The sequence below is a fragment of the Phycisphaerae bacterium genome (genome assembly GCA_012729815.1).
Lineage (GTDB): Bacteria > Planctomycetota > Phycisphaerae > JAAYCJ01 > JAAYCJ01 > JAAYCJ01.
Genome location: JAAYCJ010000026.1, coordinates 1 through 20,569 on the forward strand (window position 1 = coordinate 1; position 20,569 = coordinate 20,569).

The 20,569-nt window shown below is 62.9% G+C and carries 19 protein-coding genes and 1 tRNA gene; 16 read left to right on the plus strand and 4 right to left on the minus strand.

Annotation, left to right across the window (positions count from 1 at the left end):
* From GXY33_02070 to GXY33_02085, 4 genes are all read left to right on the plus strand, one after another.
* Positions 1-1,014: LacI family transcriptional regulator (locus GXY33_02070; GenBank protein NLX03910.1), on the plus strand; the 1,014-nt coding region annotated here is incomplete at its 5' end.
* Positions 1,001-1,714 (plus strand): DUF1559 domain-containing protein, encoded by a 714-nt coding sequence (locus GXY33_02075; GenBank protein ID NLX03911.1) that lies wholly within the window; start codon positions 1,001-1,003, stop codon positions 1,712-1,714. The genes GXY33_02070 and GXY33_02075, both read left to right, overlap by 14 nt.
* Before the next feature lie 103 nt (positions 1,715-1,817).
* Positions 1,818-4,898 (plus strand): hypothetical protein, encoded by a 3,081-nt coding sequence (locus GXY33_02080; protein NLX03912.1) that lies wholly within the window; start codon positions 1,818-1,820, stop codon positions 4,896-4,898.
* A gap of 237 nt (positions 4,899-5,135) precedes the next feature.
* A complete protein-coding gene (locus GXY33_02085; GenBank protein NLX03913.1) occupies positions 5,136-5,597 on the plus strand; it encodes a YbaK/EbsC family protein in 462 nt (153 codons plus the stop codon).
* Between the two features lie 32 nt (positions 5,598-5,629).
* Here the strand turns inward: GXY33_02085 and pyk are convergent, their stop codons facing one another.
* A complete protein-coding gene (pyk, locus tag GXY33_02090) occupies positions 5,630-7,048 on the minus strand; it encodes a pyruvate kinase (GenBank protein NLX03914.1) in 1,419 nt (472 codons plus the stop codon).
* A gap of 248 nt (positions 7,049-7,296) precedes the next feature.
* Here pyk and GXY33_02095 point away from each other — a divergent pair, with 248 nt between their 5' ends.
* Both GXY33_02095 and GXY33_02100 read left to right on the plus strand, forming a co-directional pair.
* Complete coding sequence (locus GXY33_02095) at positions 7,297-7,965, plus strand: hypothetical protein (GenBank protein NLX03915.1); 669 nt, start codon at positions 7,297-7,299, stop codon at positions 7,963-7,965.
* 43 nt (positions 7,966-8,008) lie between these two features.
* Positions 8,009-8,082: transfer RNA gene (locus GXY33_02100), tRNA-Val, on the plus strand.
* A 46-nt stretch (positions 8,083-8,128) separates the two neighbouring features.
* On the opposite strand, the gene GXY33_02105 is transcribed toward GXY33_02100, so the two are convergent.
* Positions 8,129-8,770, minus strand: coding sequence for a hypothetical protein (locus GXY33_02105; protein ID NLX03916.1), 642 nt, complete (start codon positions 8,768-8,770; stop codon positions 8,129-8,131).
* A gap of 265 nt (positions 8,771-9,035) precedes the next feature.
* Between GXY33_02105 and GXY33_02110 the strand changes: the two genes are divergently transcribed.
* Positions 9,036-9,626, plus strand: coding sequence for a hypothetical protein (locus GXY33_02110; GenBank protein NLX03917.1), 591 nt, complete (start codon positions 9,036-9,038; stop codon positions 9,624-9,626).
* A gap of 10 nt (positions 9,627-9,636) precedes the next feature.
* On the opposite strand, the gene GXY33_02115 is transcribed toward GXY33_02110, so the two are convergent.
* On the minus strand, positions 9,637-10,929 hold the full coding sequence (locus GXY33_02115; protein NLX03918.1) for a radical SAM protein: 1,293 nt from the start codon (positions 10,927-10,929) through the stop codon (positions 9,637-9,639).
* Positions 10,930-11,176: 247 nt separating this feature from the next.
* Here GXY33_02115 and GXY33_02120 point away from each other — a divergent pair, with 247 nt between their 5' ends.
* The 5 genes from GXY33_02120 to GXY33_02140 all read left to right on the plus strand — a co-directional run bounded on the left by GXY33_02120 (position 11,177) and on the right by GXY33_02140 (position 16,348).
* Positions 11,177-12,310: a substrate-binding domain-containing protein gene (locus GXY33_02120; protein NLX03919.1), complete on the plus strand. Its 1,134-nt coding sequence runs from the start codon at positions 11,177-11,179 to the stop codon at positions 12,308-12,310.
* A 44-nt stretch (positions 12,311-12,354) separates the two neighbouring features.
* Entirely contained in the window at positions 12,355-13,113 is a 759-nt protein-coding gene (locus GXY33_02125) for a DUF1559 domain-containing protein (protein ID NLX03920.1), read from the plus strand.
* A gap of 54 nt (positions 13,114-13,167) precedes the next feature.
* Positions 13,168-14,376, plus strand: a complete 1,209-nt coding sequence (locus GXY33_02130) for a hypothetical protein (GenBank protein NLX03921.1) — start codon at positions 13,168-13,170, stop codon at positions 14,374-14,376.
* A gap of 217 nt (positions 14,377-14,593) precedes the next feature.
* Positions 14,594-15,601 carry a hypothetical protein gene (locus GXY33_02135; protein ID NLX03922.1) on the plus strand — a complete coding sequence of 336 codons (1,008 nt, stop codon included), beginning with the start codon at positions 14,594-14,596 and terminating at the stop codon, positions 15,599-15,601.
* 120 nt (positions 15,602-15,721) lie between these two features.
* On the plus strand, positions 15,722-16,348 hold the full coding sequence (locus GXY33_02140; GenBank protein NLX03923.1) for an SGNH/GDSL hydrolase family protein: 627 nt from the start codon (positions 15,722-15,724) through the stop codon (positions 16,346-16,348).
* Between the two features lie 39 nt (positions 16,349-16,387).
* On the opposite strand, the gene GXY33_02145 is transcribed toward GXY33_02140, so the two are convergent.
* Positions 16,388-17,305, minus strand: a complete 918-nt coding sequence (locus GXY33_02145; protein NLX03924.1) for a nucleoside hydrolase — start codon at positions 17,303-17,305, stop codon at positions 16,388-16,390.
* 342 nt (positions 17,306-17,647) lie between these two features.
* Here GXY33_02145 and GXY33_02150 point away from each other — a divergent pair, with 342 nt between their 5' ends.
* The 4 genes from GXY33_02150 to GXY33_02165 form a co-directional block, all read left to right on the plus strand.
* The gene (locus tag GXY33_02150) at positions 17,648-18,277 is read left to right on the plus strand and encodes an FMN-dependent NADH-azoreductase (GenBank protein ID NLX03925.1); all 630 of its coding nucleotides are present in this window, start codon (positions 17,648-17,650) and stop codon (positions 18,275-18,277) included.
* A gap of 48 nt (positions 18,278-18,325) precedes the next feature.
* Positions 18,326-19,282, plus strand: coding sequence for an SAM-dependent methyltransferase (locus tag GXY33_02155; GenBank protein ID NLX03926.1), 957 nt, complete (start codon positions 18,326-18,328; stop codon positions 19,280-19,282).
* 149 nt (positions 19,283-19,431) lie between these two features.
* Positions 19,432-20,469: a LacI family transcriptional regulator gene (locus GXY33_02160; GenBank protein ID NLX03927.1), complete on the plus strand. Its 1,038-nt coding sequence runs from the start codon at positions 19,432-19,434 to the stop codon at positions 20,467-20,469.
* A partial coding sequence (locus tag GXY33_02165; protein NLX03928.1) for a prepilin-type N-terminal cleavage/methylation domain-containing protein occupies positions 20,466-20,569 on the plus strand: 104 nt, incomplete at its 3' end. The genes GXY33_02160 and GXY33_02165, both read left to right, overlap by 4 nt.

Sequence of the window (20,569 nt, forward strand, 5' to 3'; positions counted from 1 at the left end):
AGCCTCCGACAGATGGCCCAGCAAATGAACGTCGCCGTCAGCACCGTCTCCCGCGCGCTGGCTGGTGATCGGGGGGTTGGGGCGAAGCGGGCGGGGGAGATTCGGCGGTTGGCCCGGAGTCTGGGTTATCGGCCGCGGCCGCTGCGGCGGAAGCGTGCTGATGCGATTGCGCTGCTGATCGCGACGCCCAAGCCGGGGGTGGCGGATGATATTTTCCAGCAGATGGTGATATCGCAGGTGGAGCGTTGCGCGTCGGCCCAGGGGCGGCACGTCCACGTGGAGTTCACGTCGCGCGAGGAGTCGGCGGCGGCGCCGGCCGTGCTGGCTGAGAACAGGGTTGATGGGGTTGTTCTTACCGGTCATCCATCGGCTGATCTGTGTTGGCGGCTGCGGGATAGTGAGACGCCGGTGGTGGTGATTGAGGATCACGTCGAGCGGACCGGGTGCAGCAGCGTCATGACCGACTTCGGGCCCGGCGTTGCCGAAGCCATTGGGCGCCTTGGTGATCTGGGCCACGAGCGGATCGGCCTAGTCATCAGCCGGCGCGAGTATCCATCGATCGCCAGACGGTACCATGCCTACGTAGAGACTTTGCGGGCGATCGGAATCGCTGCGGATCCGGAATGGGTGATCGAGAATGTCGAGCCGACGGTCGCGGGAGGGCGGACCGCCGTCCAGCTCTACCTTGAACGTCGCGACCCGCCGACCGCGATCCTGTTCGGCAACGATTGGATGGCTTTGGGCGGACTGAATGAATTGCTGAGGCGAGGCTATCATGTGCCGCGGGATATCAGCCTGGTCGGGCACGACAACATCAGCATCTGTGAGGAACTCTCGCCGGCGTTGACCAGCGTGGACGGCCGGGTGGCCGAACTGGTCGGCGAGGCGATGGAACTTCTGGAGCAGCAGATCGCCGGCGAATCGGGCGAACCGGTCCAGCGGAACGTCGAAGGGTACCTCGTGTGGCGCGAAAGCTGCGGCGAGAACAGGAAGGTGCTCAATGGCTCTGCGTAGGAAGCGTGCGTCTCAGCGGGCAGTGCGTGGATTCACTTTGATCGAGCTGCTCGTGGTCGTTGCCATCATCGCCGTGTTGGTGGCGATCCTGCTGCCGGCGCTGCAGGCGGCGCGGGAGCAGGCGCGGGCTGTGGCCTGTTCCAGCAATCTCCGGCAGATCGGCCAGGGGCTGGAGTGGGCGATCGAGGACGGTCCGCCGGGATTGACACCCGGTTATTTTCCCTACGCTTACTGGTGGCCGAACTGGTCGGGTACCGTTGCACGGGCGATGGGACTTGGCGAAGAGTATGTCGCACTTCTCGGTCAGGGCTCGACGATTGCTCCGCCGGTGTCGCAGGCGCCAAATGGTCCAAGAGTGTTCCTCTGCCCGACCGCGGATCCGACGGTTGCGGGCTGGTGTCTCCAGCGACTCTCCTATGGCTACAACTATGTCAGTCTCGGAAAACATGAACATGGGGATGGCTGGTCGGCGGTGGTGAAGCAGTCAAGCATTCGGTATCCTTCGCACATGGCCGGTGTCTGCGACTCCGATGAGAACACGAGCCATGACGGATTAGTCCACCAAGGTCCCTATCCTCCGGGAGACCGTCACAACGGCGGCTGCAACCTCCTGTTTTTGGACTGGCACGTGGAGTGGAAGAGCTACGAAGAGGTAGGGCCAGGCTACAATCTCTACTTCTACCGACCCTACCATGAGTGATTGAGTGGATTCTGGACGGAACGGCACTGACCGAGACGAAGGAATGCGGAGCCTACAAATTCACGGCCAGGACGGCCGTGCCACTTGTCTGCGGAGGAATTTCATGCGGTTGATCATTTTGGCGGTAGTGTTGGTCGGCGGTGCGGTCGCTGATGCGGCGGTGTTGCGGGAGGAGGGGTTTGAGGGGGCGTTGGAGGGTTGGCATGGCATCGAGAATGCCGTCGCGGTGACGTCCGATCAGGCTCATGCCGGTGAAAAGTCGCTGCAGTTCGACCTGTCGGGCGGACAGAGCGGGGCGGTGTTTATCGGCGTGGGGCTTCCGGCGGCCGAAGAGCCGCGGGCTCGGCTGGTGCGGGTGTCGCTCTGGTCGCGGGCGGACGGGGCCGAAGGCGGTTCGGCGTCCGTTCAGCTTCTCAAGATCTTCCCCGAGGGTCGCGAGCCCGAGTGGTTCGACTATCTGAATCCGCAGTTCATGTCGACGCCGATCACCCCGGAGTGGACCCGGTCCGAGGCGGTGGGGCTCGTTGACCCGGAGATCGCTGCGCTTCAGCTCTACATCATGGCTGGAGGCAGCCGCGATGACGGTCAGATCCGGCTCGACGACCTGAAGGTCGAGTTGCTCGAACGCGGCGTCCTATTCGACCGGCGGCGTAAGGACACGATCATCACCGCCGACCGTGTGACGATTGACGTGATCGTCACGAGTCCGGATGAACTGGAATCCGGCAGCGTGCGGATTCTCGACGAACAGGACCGTCCGGTGAGAACAGTGGAACTCAAACCCGGCCTCGCCCATCAGCCGATCGAGCTGCCGACCCGCGGCTACTATCAACTCAACGCCCAAGTCCAGTACACCGACGGGATTGCCTGCTCGGCTTCGACTCCCATCGCGGTGGTCGGACCGCTCATCCCGGACGCGCAGCGGCTGGCCTCGCCCTTTGGCCTGACCGGCGGTGGAGAGCTGTTCGTCGCCGCTGGGGCCAATTGGGACCGGCCGTTTATCAACCTCAACAACGACGTTTACAAGAAGGCGGCGGATGAGGGCTTTCCTTCGACCCGTCCGACGCCGATCGTCGCCGAGCCGGCGCCGGGCAAGAGCTCGATCTACTGCCTGTGGCCCCAGCCGCCGTGGCTCCAGGACAAGCCGTCCGGCGATGCGGACTACTACGCCTCCATGTACCCGATGAAGGACTACGCCGTCTTCCAGGACCTCGTGCGGTACGTGGTCAAGCAGAACCCGCACCAGATGGAATACGTCGAGGTGGCCAACGAGCCGGATTTCTGGAAGGGCCCGCTGGAGGGTCTGGTCCGCTATCATCGCGAGATGGCGGAGGCGGTCAAGTCGGTCAGCCCGGAGACCAAGGTGATCGGCCCGTGTCCGTGCACGATCAAGATCGAGTTCCTCGACATGCTCCACAAGCTGGGCATCTTCGATTTCCTCGATGGGTTGGTGGTGCACGCGTACGTGCGGGCGACGGCGCCGGAGGGGGAGTTCATCGAACTGGTGCGCAAGCTCAAGGCGTACATGGCGTCGATCGGCAAGGGCGAGATGCCGATCTACATCACCGAGTACGGCTGGACCGTTCCGCCGGGTGACTGGCAGCAGCCGGTCGATCCGCTGACCCAGGCGCGATACGTCAGCCGTTCGCTGATCCTGCTCGTTGCCGAGGAGATCGACTCGATCATCTACTTCAACCTCCGCTGGGCCGACCCGCGCGGGCCGGCGGGCTATGGCCTGCTGAACTGGGAATCTACGCCGCGGCCCGGCTACGCCGCTTACGCCAACACGGCACGATGCCTGACTGGCGTCGAAGGGCCCGGCCGCGTCTTGCAGGTGACGCCGACCGCGTACCTGGCCCTGTTCAAGAAGGGCGGCGGCACGGTGGCGGCGGCGTGGGACGTCGCCGCCGAAGCGAGGCTGTTCCTGCCCGGTTTGCCGTCATACATCCGCGATATGACGGGTCGGCCGGTGCGGGTGAACGAGAACTACGAGGTGCCGATCGGCCCCAGTCCGATCTTCGCTGAGATTCCCGACCTGAACCTGCGTGAGATGCAGGTATGGGAGCCGGTCGAGGCCCAGCAGGGGTCGACGCTTCAACTTCGCTGGGAGCCGTTCTGGTGTCCTTCGCCGCTGCAGGCCGGCGGGCGGGTGGTGCAGATTCCGCCGGGCACGCCGTGCGGCGAGTATCTGCTGATCGGTGAGGACGAAAGCGGCTGGATGGGCCAGAAGGTCGTGGTGACCGCGCCACTGGAGATCGGGCAGGTGGAACTGACCTGGCCGCTGGATCAGCCGACGCCGCAGCTCCAGGGTGTGGTACGCTCCTATGCGGGTTCCGACGATCAGCCGTTACCGTACCGCGCGATCGTCGATCTTGAAGCCCTGCCCAATGGCCAGGCGGGTCTGGATCTGATCGCCCGCGGGCGGGGCGAACAGACGTTCGGCTTGCCGCTCTCCGCGATCCGGTTCGGCCGGCGCTATCGCGGAACGCTGATGCTCAACGTGCCGACCATGCCGCGGTTCGAGCCAAAACAGGCGCTCGATCTCACGTGCGTGCCCTGTCGGCCCTTGACCGGCGCTATCAGTGAACTGGAGGCGATGGATATCTCCGAGTGGGGTCCGTTCACCGGGTCGGCCATGGAGCCGCGCGCGGTGGCCCCGGAGGATTGCTCAGCCACCCTTCGCGCCGGTTACGACGCAGCCGGCCTCCGTTTCCTGATCGAGGTCCGCGACAACTTCCACCAGCAGAAGATGATCCCGGTCGAGATGTGGCAGGAGGATTCGGTGCAGATCGCGCTCGACCTCGACGCCGATCAGCCGTGGCGGCCCAACGAGGGCGGTTTCGACGGGCACAAACGGATCTTCGAATATGGGGTTGCTCTCGGCCCGGACGGTCCGATGACCTGGCGGTGGATTTCCCACGCGGAGGGCCTGCCGGGCGGTGCCGCCGAGCCCCGAGTGCAAGCACGGATCACCCGCGAAGGCGACCGCACCGTGTACGACCTGACCCTGCCGTGGCCGGTCCTGGCGATGGACGGCCCCCCAGCCGCGGGCTCGAAGATCGGATTGGCCCTGGTGGTCAACGACGTGGACCAGACCCCCGACGACCGCAGCGGCCTGGCCCTCTTTGGCGGCATCGTCGACCGCAAAGACCCGACCGCCTTCGGCACGATGTGGGTTCGCTGAGCACGCTGTCCCAATCGCGTGCAACTGCTGTGGTGTGGCACTGGTCAACTGTCAGTACGGCTTGGTAAAGGGGACATTCTACTTTTTCCGAGCGGGCCCGGCGTCGTTGGAAACGCCGGAGATGGGAAAAGTAGAATGTCCCCTTTTCGGGTGGTCTTGACCTGCGGCGGTGGGGGGGTTATGCTTCTAATGACCAGCCGATGGGGATTCATCTTGAAAAAGTAAGGGGGTGTGGCCATGCCTGTACGGAAGCTGAAGGAGTTTCTTGACGAGCACGACGTGCGCTACGTGTCGGTGAGCCATTCGCCGGCCTACACGGCTCAGGAGATCGCCGCTTCGGCCCACATTCCCGGCAGGGAAGTGGCCAAGACGGTGATGGTCAAGATTGACGGTCAGTTGGCCATGGTGGTGTTGCCAGCCACTCGACAGGTCGACTTCTCGCTCCTGAAGGACGTGACCGGGGCTCAGAATGTGGAACTAGCCGACGAGCAGGAGTTCAAAGACGCCTTTCCCCAGTGCGAACCCGGGGCGATGCCGCCGTTCGGGAATCTCTGGGACGTGAAGGTGTTCGTGATGGACGACCTGGCGGAGGACGAGGAGATCTCGTTCAACGCCGGGTCGCACACCGAGTTGATCCGCATACGCTACGACGACTTCGAGCGCCTGGTCAACCCGGTGGTTCTGGCCACGGTCAAATAGCGCCGCCGTCCCGGTTCATCCGACGTGCGCGATCAGAGCACGTCCGCCTTGATCATGTTGGTGGTGCCCGGTTCGTCGATCGGGATGCCGGCGACGATCACCACCTTTTCGCCCTTCTGGGCCAGTCCCGCCTTCAGGACGGCCTGCTTGGCCTCATCGATCATCCGGTCGGTGTCGTGGGCCAGTTCCATCTTGATCGGGCGGGTGCCCCAGAAAAGGATCGTCCGCAACAGCGTCTTTTCGAAAGGGCTTGCAACCGCGATGCGGGCGTGCGGGCGATACTTCGCCACCGTCGCCGCCGTCTTGCCCGACCGGGTGCAGCAGATGATCATCGACGCGCCGATGCGCAGGGCGGTGTCGCTGGCGGCGTGGCCGATGGCCTCCTGAATGTCTGCTCCCGGGATCAACGGGTTGGTCCGGAACTGCTCGACGTAGTCGATGTGTTCCTCAGCCGCGGCGGCGATTTCGGCCATGGTGCGGCACGCCTCGACCGGATACTTGCCGATCGCGGTTTCGCCCGAGAGCATGACAGCGTCGGTGCCGTCGAAGACGGCGTTGGCGATGTCGGTGGCCTCGGCCCGGGTCGGACGCGGATTGGCGATCATCGACTCGAGCATCTGGGTGGCGGTGATGTCCGGTTTGCCCACCTGTGTCGCGTAGCGGATGATCTGCTTCTGCAGGTAGGGAATTTCCTTGAGGCCGACCTCGAGGCCCAGATCGCCACGGGCCACCATCACGCCGTCGGCGGCGTCGATGATCTCTCGAAACCGCTCGGCTGCCTCCCGTTTTTCCAGTTTGACGATCACCGGGATGTCGGCTTTGCGGTCGCGGATGATCGACTTGAGCCGCTGCAGCTCTTCCGGCGTGCGGACGAACGACTGGGCCACCCAGTCCACCTCCTGGGCGATTCCGAACTCCAGGTCCGTCAGGTCCTTTTCCGTCGGCACGGTCCGGCGGAGCTTGACGCCCGGAGCGGTGATCCCTTTTTTCGACCGGAGCAGGCCGCCGGCCACCACTTCGCACTCGGCTTCGCCGCCGGCGACCTTCCGCACCCGCAACTCCAGTTCGCCGTCGGCCAAGAGGATCCGATCGTCCGGTTCGAGGCTCTCGATCAGCTCCGGTGTGTTGACCGAGACCGCCCGGCCATCGCCGGGGATGTCGCGGCTGGTGAGTGTAAACCGTTGTCTGGCCTTGAGTTCAGCCTCGTCGCCGGCGATCGTTCCGATCCGCATTTTGGGCCCCGAGAGATCCTGGAGGATGGCCACCCGTGTTCCCAGTTCGGCTGAGACCGACCGGAGGGTCGAGACGGTCCGGGCGTGGTCCTGGTGGCTGCCGTGGGAGAAGTTGAGCCGGGCCACGTTCATTCCGGCCTGGATCAGCCCCCGCATGACCTGCGGCGATTGGCTGGCCGGTCCGATGGTGCATACGATCTTCGTCCGTCGTTTCGGCATGGTGATGGTTCCTCGCATCTTTCGCTGACAACCCGCAGCCATGGCCAGTATACCCGGGTGTCAAGCGGCAGACCACCGCTTTCAGCGGGGCACTTTCGCGCCTTTCCGGACCCAGCGAATTGCTTGTGGGGCCCGAGTTTTTTCCTTTTCCCCCTCAACAAACGTCCTTGAGTGTGCTAAAATATCGGTTTCAGTGATGACTGGATCGCGGCCGTTCGACCTGGGCGGCCTGACGGCTGGAGAAACCCATGAAAGCGGAAAGACGACACGAACTGAAGCGCAGCGACCTGAGCCAACTGCTGAACGATCTGGGCAACTTCTTTCAGCAGCACGGCACTAAGGTTCTGGCGGTGGCCCTTGCCCTCGTCCTGGTGATCGGGGTGGCCTTTTACCTCTATCAAAGCCGTCAGGATTCGCAGCGGCAGGCTTGGGCCCAGCTGTTCAACATTGTGGAAGGCAACATTCAGGCCCAGCCGGAGGATCTGCAGGATCTCGCCCGTGAAACCGGCGACGAGGACCTGGCGGTGTTGGCCCTCAAGCAGTACAGCGGCAGCCTCCTGATGCAGTACATGGCCATGCCGGAAGGACCGGACCGCCAGGCGATCCTGGATCAGGCCGACCAAGCGGTCGGGACCATCGAGAGCCGGTACAGCGACAATGCCGTGGCTCTTGCCGGGGCGATGCTGAACCAGGGGGTTGTTTACGAAAATCAGGGCCGGTTTGACCAAGCCGCTGAAGTCTACCGCAAGCTGACCGAGGATCCGGCCCTGGCTGGGTATGCGATTCCGCAACTGGCCGCCGCGCGGCTGGCGGAGTTGGATTCGTGGCAGGTCCTTTCCGACCAGATCGTTGAGTTGCCGCCGGCGACGGCTCCAGCGGCGGGGGCGACCCAACCGGCCACCATTCCAGCGGGTTAGAACTTGCAAACCGCCGAACGGCTGGATAGAATATCCACTACTTGGGCGATTAGCTCAGTTGGCTAGAGCGTACGGATCACACCCGTAAGGTCACAGGTTCGAGCCCTGTATCGCCCATTTGCCCTGCCTGATGCGGCGCTCCTGGACGCGTGTTGCCCGCCGGTCATTCCTCCCAATACCCGCCGTTGTCGTGAATCGTGTTGTCGTGCATCATCAGTCCATCGATCCGGTACATCTGGGTGAGATTGCCGTTGCTGGCGACGGTGTTTCCGACCAGCTCGATCTCGCGGCAGCTATCGAGGTAGAAGGCGTTGAACGTGTTGTGGTGGATCGAGCAGTTGCGGACGGTGATGTTCGTGCTTCCGTAAGCGGCCACGCCGATCGCTCCGCACCCGTCGAGTTCGCAGCCGATGATCGTTACGCCGTTCGAATTCTCGATGCGCACCACGCTCCCGTGACACTGGTATTCGCGCAGTGGCTCCTGGTGACGAAGGTGTAGGTTTTCTACCTGTATCGCCGACGAGTTGCGCACCGTAAGGACATGGACGTTGACGTCCTTGACCAGCACGGCGGTTCCCGGCTCGCCAAGCAACGTCAGGCGGCTTCGACCCTCGATCACGAGCCCGCGTTCCAACACGTACCGGCCGGCTGGGATCCGGACGATCCCGCCGTCGGGCGTCCGGTCGATCAGGGCCTGCACGTCCAGGTCCGACGCCGGCATCGTGGACTGAAGGCCACGCACCGTGCCGCAGCCAGCCATAAGCAGGCCGCAGAGAACCGCCGCAAACACGCGAATCGCCACCATACGCCTGGCCTCCTCTCCGACGACTATGATGCCGGACTTATAGTGCCCTTGCTCCTGTGGGTCAAGAGCGCCCTTCGGATAACACGTACGGCGAATGGATTTCGTACCCCTTTCGCCGCGCGTCCGGCTTCCCGCGTTGCCGTCCAGTCGTCTGTCTCAGAGTTACCATGTTCAAGAGCGGTTCCGCAGCGTATAATCCTTCGACAGCATGGCCGTAGTGTGGCCTGCGCGGCGATCGCAGATGATCCAACAGAGCAGAAAGCCAATGCCAAATCCCAACGAGGAGAAGTTCAAGGAATACTGGAAGCAGACCGAGGTGATCCGGGAGTACCACCGGACGCTGTTCACCTTCGGCGATATGGAGTTGCCGTACGTTTTTGCGGGCGAACATCCGCGTTTCGGCGATCGGATCGTGGTGCGGCGCGGGGTGGTATTCATCCGCAAGCCGTTCATCCTGCTGCCGGGCCAGCGCGGCCCGGAATTCGGCCAGGGCTTTGAGCACGTCGAAGGAATGCCTCGCGAGGCGGCGTATGTGCTGCGGATGATGGGGTTGCCCCATTCGCAGGTGACCAACCGCCCGATCGCCGATGAACGGATCGAACTCGGCCGGCTCCAGGCCGTCCTTGACCGGTTCAGCCAGGCCATGGAGACCGAAGAGGACGCCGAGACCGGGCTGATCCGGGGTTCGGCTGAGGGGTTCGAGGTCTCGCTGATGCGCTATTCGCTCGGCCTGATCATCAAGTCGGCTCCGGAGAACGTCCGCGAGTTCATGGAGCACCTGCGACGCCAGCGCGGCGAGCCGATCGGGCCCAACGAACGGATCTCGGATGAGGACCTGCGACGGCTGTTCGGCTAGTCGGGCGCGCTCAGTGGTTGACGGCTGCGGGTTCGGGCTGGGGTTCCGCCGCGGCCGGATCGTCTTGCACTTCCTGTTCATCGCCGTAATGGCCGATTCCCGGAAATGTCCGGTAGAACTGCCGGATGCGGCGGGCCTTGACCTTCTCGGACAGCTTGTCCGGCATCAGGAGCGAGTCCGTGCCCGGCCGGTCCTCGTACTTGTAGACTGAGACTTTGCGGAACCGGGTCCGGCGGATCAGGTCCACCGTCTCCAGGAAGTCGTCCTGGGTCTCGCCGGGAAAGCCGATCATCACGTGGGTCAGCGTATCCAGTTGCGGGGCCGCCCGCTGAAGCCGGCTCAGGCAGCGCTCGGCATCCGCCCGGCTGTATCCTCGCTTCATCCGGTCAAGCACGTGATCGCTTCCCGACTGGACGGGAAACGACGCGTAGCCGATCCGGTCGGCGTTCTTGGTCAGGAGTGGAAACAGCCGATCGTAGTACTGGATCAACCACTTGGGACTGAAATCCATAATCAAAACTTTACAGTTCTGTTCGACACTGAAGATGCTCTCCATTAGCTCCGCAATATCCGTACCGATATCCTGACCGTAGGCACCCACGTCGCCTGCTATCAGGCTGAAAAGCAGATGTCCCTGATCGAGGCCCCGGCGGAACTCGGCCATGATCTGTTCCGGCGGTTTGGAGATCAACGGGCCGGCTGCGTTGCGGATGCCGCAGTACGTGCATTCCCCCTGGCAACCGTGAGCCACCCGAATGGCGAACGTGTCGGCGTAGCAGTACTTGTTGCTGCCCGAGCAGAGACGTTGGCCGTGGCGCAGGCGGAACCACAGGCGCTCGGCCAGGCTGAACCCGTAGTTTGTCTTGCGTGAGAGTCGCTCACGGAACGTATCGCAGAACCGCTTGTCAGGCCTGAATTTCTGGAGTTGGTTCGGGTCGGCGATCCGCGCGATCGGGACTACGGGCCCGATGACTTCGTCCAACCTGTCCAAGTCCTTGGGCGGGATGCAGATACAGCCATACTCGGCGAGCCGTTGGGGATTGATCCCGGCCAAACAACCCAGGATCACCAGCGGCGCCTCTGCTGATTTCTTACGGGCCGTCGCTGCGACGCAGCGGAGGCTTATATCCTCCTCACGCTGGGTCACACCGCAGGTGAAAACCAGCACCAGATTCGCTCTTTGGAGGTCATCTGACAGCGTCCAACCGTTTATTTTCAAGTACTTTAGAATGAGTGCTCCGTCCATCTGGCTGCGCGGACAGCCAAGTGCGAACCGGACGGTGGCCACCTGCGACTGGCTCATCGGACCTTCTCCCCTTTGTCAACAAGAATGACAGAATCTTGGCTGAGAATCTGAACTGGTGATGGGCCCATAGATCGCTCCCCCGAGCAGAACATCTTCCTATCTGACCATATGGTAAGGGGGATAGGCGTCGCTTTCAAGGAATTCCCGACCATACTCGACCTGGTCTCGTGGGTGGAGCAGCAGAAGATCCCAATCGCGAGGCACTTGCGTAAAAAGTGACAAGATTGTAACTGGGATTGACAAAATGAACAGGTTTGCTATGCTGGGTGTGACGGAGGTGTTCATGGTTGACTCGATGGTGGCGTATCAGAGCAAGGCGGTTCGGCTGAGTCAGCTTTTGCTGGATGAGATCCAGCGGGGGCGGTATGCGGCTGGGACGCGTCTTCCGCCGGAGATGGATTTGGCGCAGCGTTACCGTGTTTCCCGGCCGACGGTCCGGCGGGCGTTGGACATTCTTGCGGGCGATGGGCACGTGGTTCGCCGGCCCCAGCGGGGTGTGGTGGTTGCGGAGGGGGTTGGGCGCGAGACCGAATTGCGGCAGATCGCGTTCATCTCGCGTGGTTTGAACGCTGACATGGATCGTTACGTTCGCGGGCTGATGGATGCGATGGACCACGAGCGTTTCACGTTGGCCATCTATGCGACCAACGCCGACATCGGGCGGTATCGCCGGAACATCGAGAACATCGTCAAGACCAAGCCGGCGGGGATTGTCCTGACGACCATCCCGCAGGAGCTGTTGGCGGTCAACGCGGAGATTTTGACTGGGGCGGGCGTGCCCATTGTGACCATCGGCCATCCGGAGATCGCGGGGTTGTGCTGCGACCGAGTGGACGAACCGGGGACCTACAGCGGTCAGGCGGTCGCCCGGTTCATTTTGCGCAAAGGCTTTCGCGATGTGGCCTATATGGGAACCTCGCCGCGCGGGTCCAACGAGGAGACCGTCGAGGCGCTTCGAGGGGAGCTGGCGCCGGCGGGCATTGAGCTGCCGGATGAGCGAGTGTTTATCGTTGACGCGCCGAGCGGCTACATGAGCCCGCCTCAACCGTTTGCCGATTGCCGGCGGTTCATGGCGGACCAGTTCGCACGCGGATTCCGGTGTGAGACGTTGATTGCGGGCCACGATTACCCGGCCGTCGGCGCTCTGTTTGCCGCGATGGAGGCGGACGTTCGCGTTCCTGGCGACATGAAGGTCATATCCGCCATGCGCAATGCGGTCGAGGGGCTTTCGCCGATGCGGCTGACGACGGTGGACTTCAACCTGGCTGAGGAAGGCCGGTTGGCGATGAAGCTTCTGAGCCGCCGCATCGACGGTTACACCGGACCGATCGAGGTGCATCACACGCCGGTGGAGTTGATCGAGGGAGAAACGGCGTAGGAATTGCTGATTGCCGATTGTTGATTGCTGATTTGGGGAAGAACATGCAAACGAGACGCCAGATTGCCTTTTCCACAGATTCGAGATCATTTACGTTGATCGAGCTGTTGGTGGTGGTGGCGATTATCGCCGTGCTGGTGTCGATTTTGCTGCCGGCGTTGACGGCGGCGAGAGAGGCGGCGAGGGAGGTGGCGTGCGGGAGCAACCTGCGTCAGATGGGGTACGCCATAGGCGTTTACGCCAATGACAGCGCGGGGTTGATGCCGACGTCGGGCGGGATCGGAGGCGATGTTTACTGGATGAGTCCTCGCCACCCGCTGGCTGGGTACTTCGGCATTCCCAGCGAGATTCGCGCGATGCCGGCGGGCGATCCGTACCGGCTGGCGTGTCAGCAGTGGTACTTGAAGAGCATCTTCAAGTGCCCGTCGGAGTCCGCGCCGCCGATTTTGAGTTGGGGCGAGTGCCCGTGGCCCGACTACACGGCCAACGGCTGGTGTCTGCCCGATTTGGCCTTCTGGCACAGCCACGGTCTGGGCACGATGCGGAGCGGCTGGCAACTCGATTCGATCAACCATCCCTCCACCTTCGTCGCGGTCACCGAGCGTCCGCAGATCGGCATCTGGCCGCACCATGACGGAAACGCGGTGCATTGGTCGACGGACCAGTACGTGATCGGGCGTCACGGCGACCGCCTCAACCTCCTCATGACCGACTGGCACACCGAAAGCATGATGCTGGGTGAACTGAGATTGACCAGCACCCTCGAGATTTATTACTACGATCACGGCCACATGTGGCAGTAGAATCCCCGCCAATTGTTGTTTTCGAAACGTTGACGGCATTCCTGGAGCGGAACTATGGCAGAGAAGAAGCGCATCGTCATGGAAGTGGATTACGCCGACCTGGCCTGGCACGGTTTTAGCCGCGAGAAGCTGGAGCGGTTTTTCGAGAAGACGGCGCGGGCGGGGATGCGGGAGATGTACTGGAGCGTGACGTGCTGCGGGCTGGCTGAGTATCACAGCCGGATCATGCCGTGGTACGACGGTCGGGATCGGCGGGTCGGGTCGAGGAGTTGCGCCGCGACGATCCACGCCTACGACGGTCTGGCCGCTGCGGTCGAGTTGGGCAAGACGTATGGCGTGCGGATCATCCCGTATTTCCGCATGTTCGACGACTACTTTTCGGGCATGGTGGACGAGTATATCGACGGGTTGCCCGGCGGCTGGTGGGAGAGTCGCTGCGGTCATTTTCAACTTCGCGGCTGGCCAAGCTACTGGCTGGACGAGGTGCGCGACTACAAGCTGCGGATCGTGGCGGAGATCGCCTCGTACGGGATCGACGCGATGCTCTTCGGGCTGACGCGGTCGCACTCGCTGTACGTGAATCCGTTCCGCCAGCCGCATTTTTGGGGATACAATCAGCCGGTGGCGGACGAGTTTCGCCGGCGGCACGGCGTGGATATCCGTAAGTTCGACTACATCGACCACGAAGTGACGAGCGAAGGTCCGTTCGCGTGGAAGGATCTCATGTTCGTCCATCGGTACAACTACGTCGGGGCTGAGGCGTTCGATTTGCCGGCGTGGCACGCGCTGAAGGGCGAGTACTCGATCCGGTTCATCCGCGAGGCCCGCAAGCTCTTGGGTCCCAAGCCACACGTGGCGATCGAGGCGAGCCACTTCGCCTGTCTGCCCTTCGCCGATCCGGCGGATGAGTTCCCGGCCAAGCACACGTTCGATCCGGCGGCGCTGGCCCGCGAGGGCGTGATCGACGAGTGGACGGTCTCGTGGAACTGGCGGCCGGGCGGCTTCGATTTCGACCGGCCGCTTTTGCCCGCGTTCCAGCCGGTGCTGGACGCCGGGGCGATCATTACGCTCTGGCTGAACGATTTCTTCAGTCCCACCGGTGGTGAGTTCGCCAAGCACGTGACGCCGCAGGACGTTGAGACCTACCTGGCCCGTGTGCTCGAGAGCAAGTTCCCGTCGGCCAGTATCCATGAGGCGGATTTCCTTCTTCAGAATCCGCACGCCGAGGAAATCTGGAAGGTCTTCGAGCGGATGCTCGGTTGATGAGGACGTGAGGTCGTTTTGGTCGATCTGGCTTTCCTTTGGAAAACGGCACGGAGCACGCGGACGAAGACAAGAAGCCAGTAGCCAGTAGCCAGAATGGAGAAGGAAGACTCCGCCGAGGGCGGCGGAGCTACGCCTCGTTGTCTGGCGTTTTGTTCCTGTGCTCCTGATTTCCCGCTGTTGACATTCTTCCTTTGTTCCGGGTAATCTGCCTGTTATGCAGACGCCGCGCGACAATGTCCTTCGGGCGATCCGTCATGAGCCGCCGGAGCAACTGCCGGCCACGCTGTATCTTGAGGAAGGCCTTAAGCGCCGGCTTGAGGAGTGTGGCTATCGCCGCGACGAGCAGTTCGTCAATGACACCGTCCGGATTCTCTGGAACGTCGAGCACCGGATCGTGGACGAGAGTACGTTCTTCGATCCGTTCGGCGTTCGCTGGCAGCGATCGTCCGGGGCCTACTTTTTCGAGGATCCGCCGCTTGTCGAGCCCGACGCCGGGCGGATTCCCCGCATCAAGTTGTTGCCCGACAATGAGGTGCAGCGGATCGTCTCGATCCGGCAGGCCCATCCCGATCGCTTCATTTTCTACCAGTTCACGATGACCTTCGGCGAGCGTCTCTGGGCGTTGCGGGGCATGGAGGAATATCTGATGGACCTGGCCGTCCATCCGACATTCGTTCACGAGGCCCTCGACCGCCTGCTCGAGATGCACATGGAGGCGCTCGATGTTCTGGTGACCCTGCCGCTTGACGGGATCACGTTCGGCGACGATTTCGGCAGCCAGAAGGGCTTGATGATCAGCCCGGGCGCATTTCGCACGTTCTACAAGCCGCGTCTGGCGGCGATGTACCGGCGCGTTCGCGAGGCGGGCATGGTGGTCGGCGCGCACTCGTGCGGCGACAACACGGCGATCATGGGCGACTACGTGGACATCGGCTTGGAAGTCTTTCACCCGCTTCAGCCCGAGTGCATGGACATCGCGGCGATCAAGCGCGACTTCGGCCGGCACCTGGCGTTTCGGGGCGGGATCGGCACGCAGGGCGCAGCGGCCCACGGCACGCCGGAGGAGGCCCGTTCGGCTGTGTTCAATACGGCGAGAATTCTTTCCGACGGCGGCGGCTACCTTCTGGAGCCGTGCAAGCCCCTGCCGTCCGAGGCCCCGCTTGAGACCGCTTTGGCGTTTATCGAGGCGATGCAGGAGGCCCGCTCCTACCGTTTTCCCTGATGGCTGTCCGCACCCACCGCTGTCACGTTTTGAGCAAGCTCACAATTTGCGCAGAGACTTCGGGATCGCTTTGTGGTACAACATCCGGCCTTTGGATTATCAAGGAGCATACGCATGAGCATGATGATTGACGACGGAGCAGTGGTTCTGTTTCAGGGTGACAGTATTACGGACGCGGGTCGCAGCCGCGAGGATGATACCCAGATTGGGTACGGCTATGCCATGATGACGGCGGCGTGGTTCTCGGCTCTGCATCCGGACAAGAAAGTGAAGTTCCTCAATCGCGGCAACAGCGGGAACCGGGCGGTGGATTTGGCTGGGCGATGGGAGCAGGACTGTCTGGCCCTCAAGCCGACGGTGGTGTCGATTCTGATCGGGATCAACGACACGTGGCGGCGGTACGACAGCAACGATCCGACGACGGCTGAGGCGTTTGAGAAGTCGTATCGGGATATTCTGCGGCGGACGCGGGAAAAGCTCGATGCGAGGATCCTCCTGCTCGAACCGTTCGTGCTGCCGGTGCCGGAGGATCGGAAGGGTTGGCGGGTGGACCTGGACCCGAAGATCGACGTGGTGCGCAGGTTGGCGAGGGAGTTCGGGGCGACGCTGGTGCCGCTGGACGGGTTGTTCGCCCAGGCGTCGACGCATCAGGACGCGGCCTTCTGGACGGCGGACGGCGTGCATCCGACTATGGCCGGCCACGCCCTGATCACGAGGCACTGGCTGGCGACGGTCGGGGCGATGTAGGCCTCAGCCTGTCTGGCGATCTGCAGGGATACGCACCGGTCAGGCGGGCGAGATCAGCCGCTCGACGAGGAAGTCTTCGAAGCCGGGCAGGTCTTTCCAGTCCATGGCGACGCGCATCGGTTTGCCGGCCGGGTCGACGACGGTGAAACCGTCGTCTCGGACGCGGATGGACAGGTCATCCATGACCAGCAGATCGTCGGCGAAGGCGAGGTAGATCGCGACGGTGTCGTAGAGGATGGTGGACTGCTGCTCCGGCAGGTTCGGCTGATGCTGCGCCTCGGCCCAGATCCGGTAGTTGTCCATCAGGGCGCTGAGGATCGGATCGGTTGAGTTCTGGATCTTGCGGTACTTTTCGCCGGTCAGGCGAATGCGGCCGCAGGTGTCCAGCGGCGTGATGGTCATGGGCCAGTCGGCGGCGAAGGCGGCCTGGGCGGCTGGGATGTCCATTTCGACGTTGTACTCGGCGATGGCGCCCGGGCAGCCGTCGTGGTTGAGGCAGATGCTGCCGTGCATGCCGACGAAGCGGGCCCGCTGGGCGATTCGCGGTTCGCGGCGGAGGGCCTCGGCGAGGTTGGGCACCGGTCCGATGGCGATGAGGGTGACCGGTTCGGGTGAGGCCATGATCGTCTCGATCATCGCGTTGACGCCGTCCTGGTGCACGGTGCCGGGATAGCGGGCCAGGTCGTAGCCTTCAACCCACCCGGCTTGCGGCTGCGGATAGTGGCCGCAGGGGACGCCGACGCCGACGGGAATATCGGTGCGTCCGGCGACCTCGAGCAGCTTGGCGACGATCCGTGCGCGGTATTCGGTGTCGCCGGTGTCGCTGACGATGAGCTTGACATCGAGTTCGGGGCATCGGAGCATCATGGCGATGGCCCAGGTGTCGTCGATGTCCTGGCCGATGTCGGTGTCGAGGATGATGGGGATCGGACGGTTGACCGGGCTGTCGTTTGCCACTGAATATCCCTTTCTTCAAACGGCTGCTTTTGAGGGTATGCCACGCTTCCTGAAGGTCGCGGCGTTTCAAGGGCCGTCAGTATAGCGGCGTGAGGGGTTGGGGGCCAGAGGGTTGTCGTGAAACGTCGGCGGGAGGAATGGGAGGGGTATTGAGTGGGAACGAGCGGCGCGGTATAAGAGGAGCCGCTTCGATGGGAGGGTCTCGTGGTGAAGACCGAGGGTCGGCTGCATGACGGGTCGTGCGGTGGGTCCTTTGCGTCGAGATGATCGGCTCCCAGGATGTCGCGAGGACGCGCGACGAAAACACAGGCGAAACCGGGTGGACATACAAGGAGCATGACCATGGGAAAACTGCTGTACATCAAGGCCTCGCCTCGCGACCGATCGCATTCGGTGGCGGTGGCGGATGCGTTTGTGGAAGCGTATCGCGGGCGCCATCCGCGAGACGAGGTCGAGACGCTGGATTTGTTCGAGATGGACCTGCCGCCGTTCGACGGGTTCATCATCCAGGCCAAGTACAACATCATGCATGGTCTGGATCACTCGGCCGAGCAGCGGGAGGCGTGGCGGGTGGTGGAGTCGCTGATCGGTCAGTTCGCCTCGGCTGACAAGTACGTGCTGGCGGTGCCGATGTGGAACTTCGGCATTTCTTATCGTCTGAAGCAGTACATCGACATCATCGTGCAGCCGACGTATACGTTTCGGTGGTCGGCTGAGGAGGGGTATGTGGGGTTGTTGACCGATCGGCGGGTGCTGGCCGTCTATGCCCGAGGCGGAGCGTACGGCCCGGACAGCGGCGCGCAGACGCTCGACTTTCAGAAGCCTTACCTTGAGATGATTCTGGGCTTTATCGGGCTAACGGACGTGCAGTCGATCGTGATCGAGCCGACCGAGGGGGTGAGCCCGGAGGTCAAACAGCGGAATCGCCAGGAGGCGATCGAGCGGGCGGTGGCGATCAGTGAGACATTCTGAGGCGCGATCGGTGGAGTGACGGCCAGACCGCTGCGAAAGGAGCCGGTGATGATACGGGACGTCGAGGGCATCAACGATCTGTCGTGGGCGTATCGGGCGGCGCGGACGCTTCAGGTGGCCAGCAACCTGAGGATTTTCGACGTGCTGGCTGAGGGATGGACGCCGCTGGAGGAGGTGTGCCGGCGGTGCAGGAGCAAGCCGGAGTTGACCGGGAAGCTCTTGATCGCATTGGCGGCGATGGAGTTGGTGGAGAAGAGGGACGGCCGGTACCGCAATGCGGAGGCGGCTGAGGCGTACCTGGTTCGCGGGCGGGCGCTGTATCAGGGGGATATCATCGCGCACTCAGCGTCGGTGTGGAAGATTTGGGATCGCCTGGAGGAGGACGCGCGGGTCGAGCCGCAGGCGGCGCCGGATGAGGAGCGGCACCGAAACTTCATCCTGGGGATGCACAACCTGACGATGGCGGGAAGGGGGGAACTGGTGACCTCAGCGGTGAACCTGTCGGGCCGGCGGAAGCTGTTGGACGTCGGCGGCGGGCCGGGGACGTACTCGATCATGTTCTGCCGGCGGTATCCGGATCTGCGGGCGGAGGTGTTCGATCTGCCGGAAACGGTCGCGATTGCCAGAGAGATCATCACCAAAGAGGGCATGGCGGATCGGGTGACGACCAAGCCGGGGGACTGGAATACCGACGAGTTTGGCGAGGGGGCCGACGTGGTGTTGATGTCGAACATCCTGCACGGCGAGGGCAGTCAGGCGGCGATGAAGCTGGCCAAGGCCCGACGGGCGATGGTGAACGGGGGGGTGCTGGTGGTGCAGGATTTCGTGCTGAATGACGAGAAGACCGGGCCGCTGAACCCGGCTTTGTTCAACATCATGGTGGGGGCCTACAGCCGCCCGGAGTTGTTTGGGGAGATTGAGCGGTCGGGTTTTGGGAATCCACAGGTCGTGCTCAGTTCTGAGCGGTTCGGTAACAGCGTAATTACTGCGGAGAACAGGGGTTAGGAAATCAGTTGGGTGTTCCACGGTGGTGGAAGGAATTCCCTTGGCAACGTTGCCAGCTTTTGGTATGGTAACGTTGCCAAGATCGATTGATTGGCATCCGGTCCAGCAGATCGAAGCCTTGAATGTCAGGTATGTGACGGTAACTGGTTATGGCTAAGACGGTTAAAGATGTGGCGGCGATGGCCGGGGTGACGCCTTCGACGGTGTCGCGGGTGTTCCGGGCCAGTCCGCACGTCTCGCCGGGGACGCGGGAGCGGGTGTTGGAGGCCAGCCGACGGTGCGGGTATTTTCCCCACTCGGCGGCGAGGGCGATGCGGGCGGGGCGGTTTCAGCGGATCGCGTGCGTCTTGACGCGGTACGGTCCGATCGGAGCGGCCCACTGCAACTTCAACGGCTATCTGGACATGGCGGCCGATCTGCTGGGCGAGCAGGGGTATTCGGTGATTTTCGAGCCGTTCCATCTGACGCCGGTGACGCGGGAAGTGATCGAGGCTCCGCGGCTGTTCTCGGAGCTGGCGGTCGATGGGATATTGGCCTTCGACGCGGTCGGAGTGGTGCCGGAGTACGTTGACGAGCGGATCGCTGACCTGCACGCGCCGGTGGTGTGGATCAACCGCACGCCGACGGTCGGGCTGCCTTGCGTCAATAGCGACGAGACGGCTAACGCCCGGCTGATGGTGCGTTACCTTCTGGACCTTGGCCATCGCCGGATCGGGTACCTGGGAGTTGATGAGCCGCACTACTCGATGACCGAGCGGTTTGAAACAGTGGTCGATGAGCTTCGCCGCGCGGGATGCGATGCGTCGGCATTGCGGCAGGGGCGATCGGATGATTCGGTGACCGAACTGGCGCGGAGGGTTCTGGATCGGCAGCCGCCGTTCACGGCTGTGATCTGCTACAACTTCCGCATGTTCCATATCGCCCTGCAGATGGCGGCGTCGTGCGGGCTGAGGGTGCCGGGCGACGTATCGTTGTGTTATTTCATCTCGCCGCCGGAGATTCCGCACTTCGACGATTGTCTGGGCACTGGCGTGGTGGTGCCGGAACGGCCGATGGTCGAGAAGGGCATCGACCTGCTGATGGCTGCGATGGAAGGACGGCCCGTGTCCGATGAGACGGCGCGGATTGCGGGTGAGTTGTTTGTGGGCCGGACCACGTCGGCCCCTGCGAATGAGGGACGGGAATGAGACGCAAAGGATTTACACTGATCGAGCTGCTGGTGGTGGTGGCGATTATCGCGGTGCTGGTGGCAATCTTGTTGCCGGCGCTGCAAGCGGCGAGAGAGCA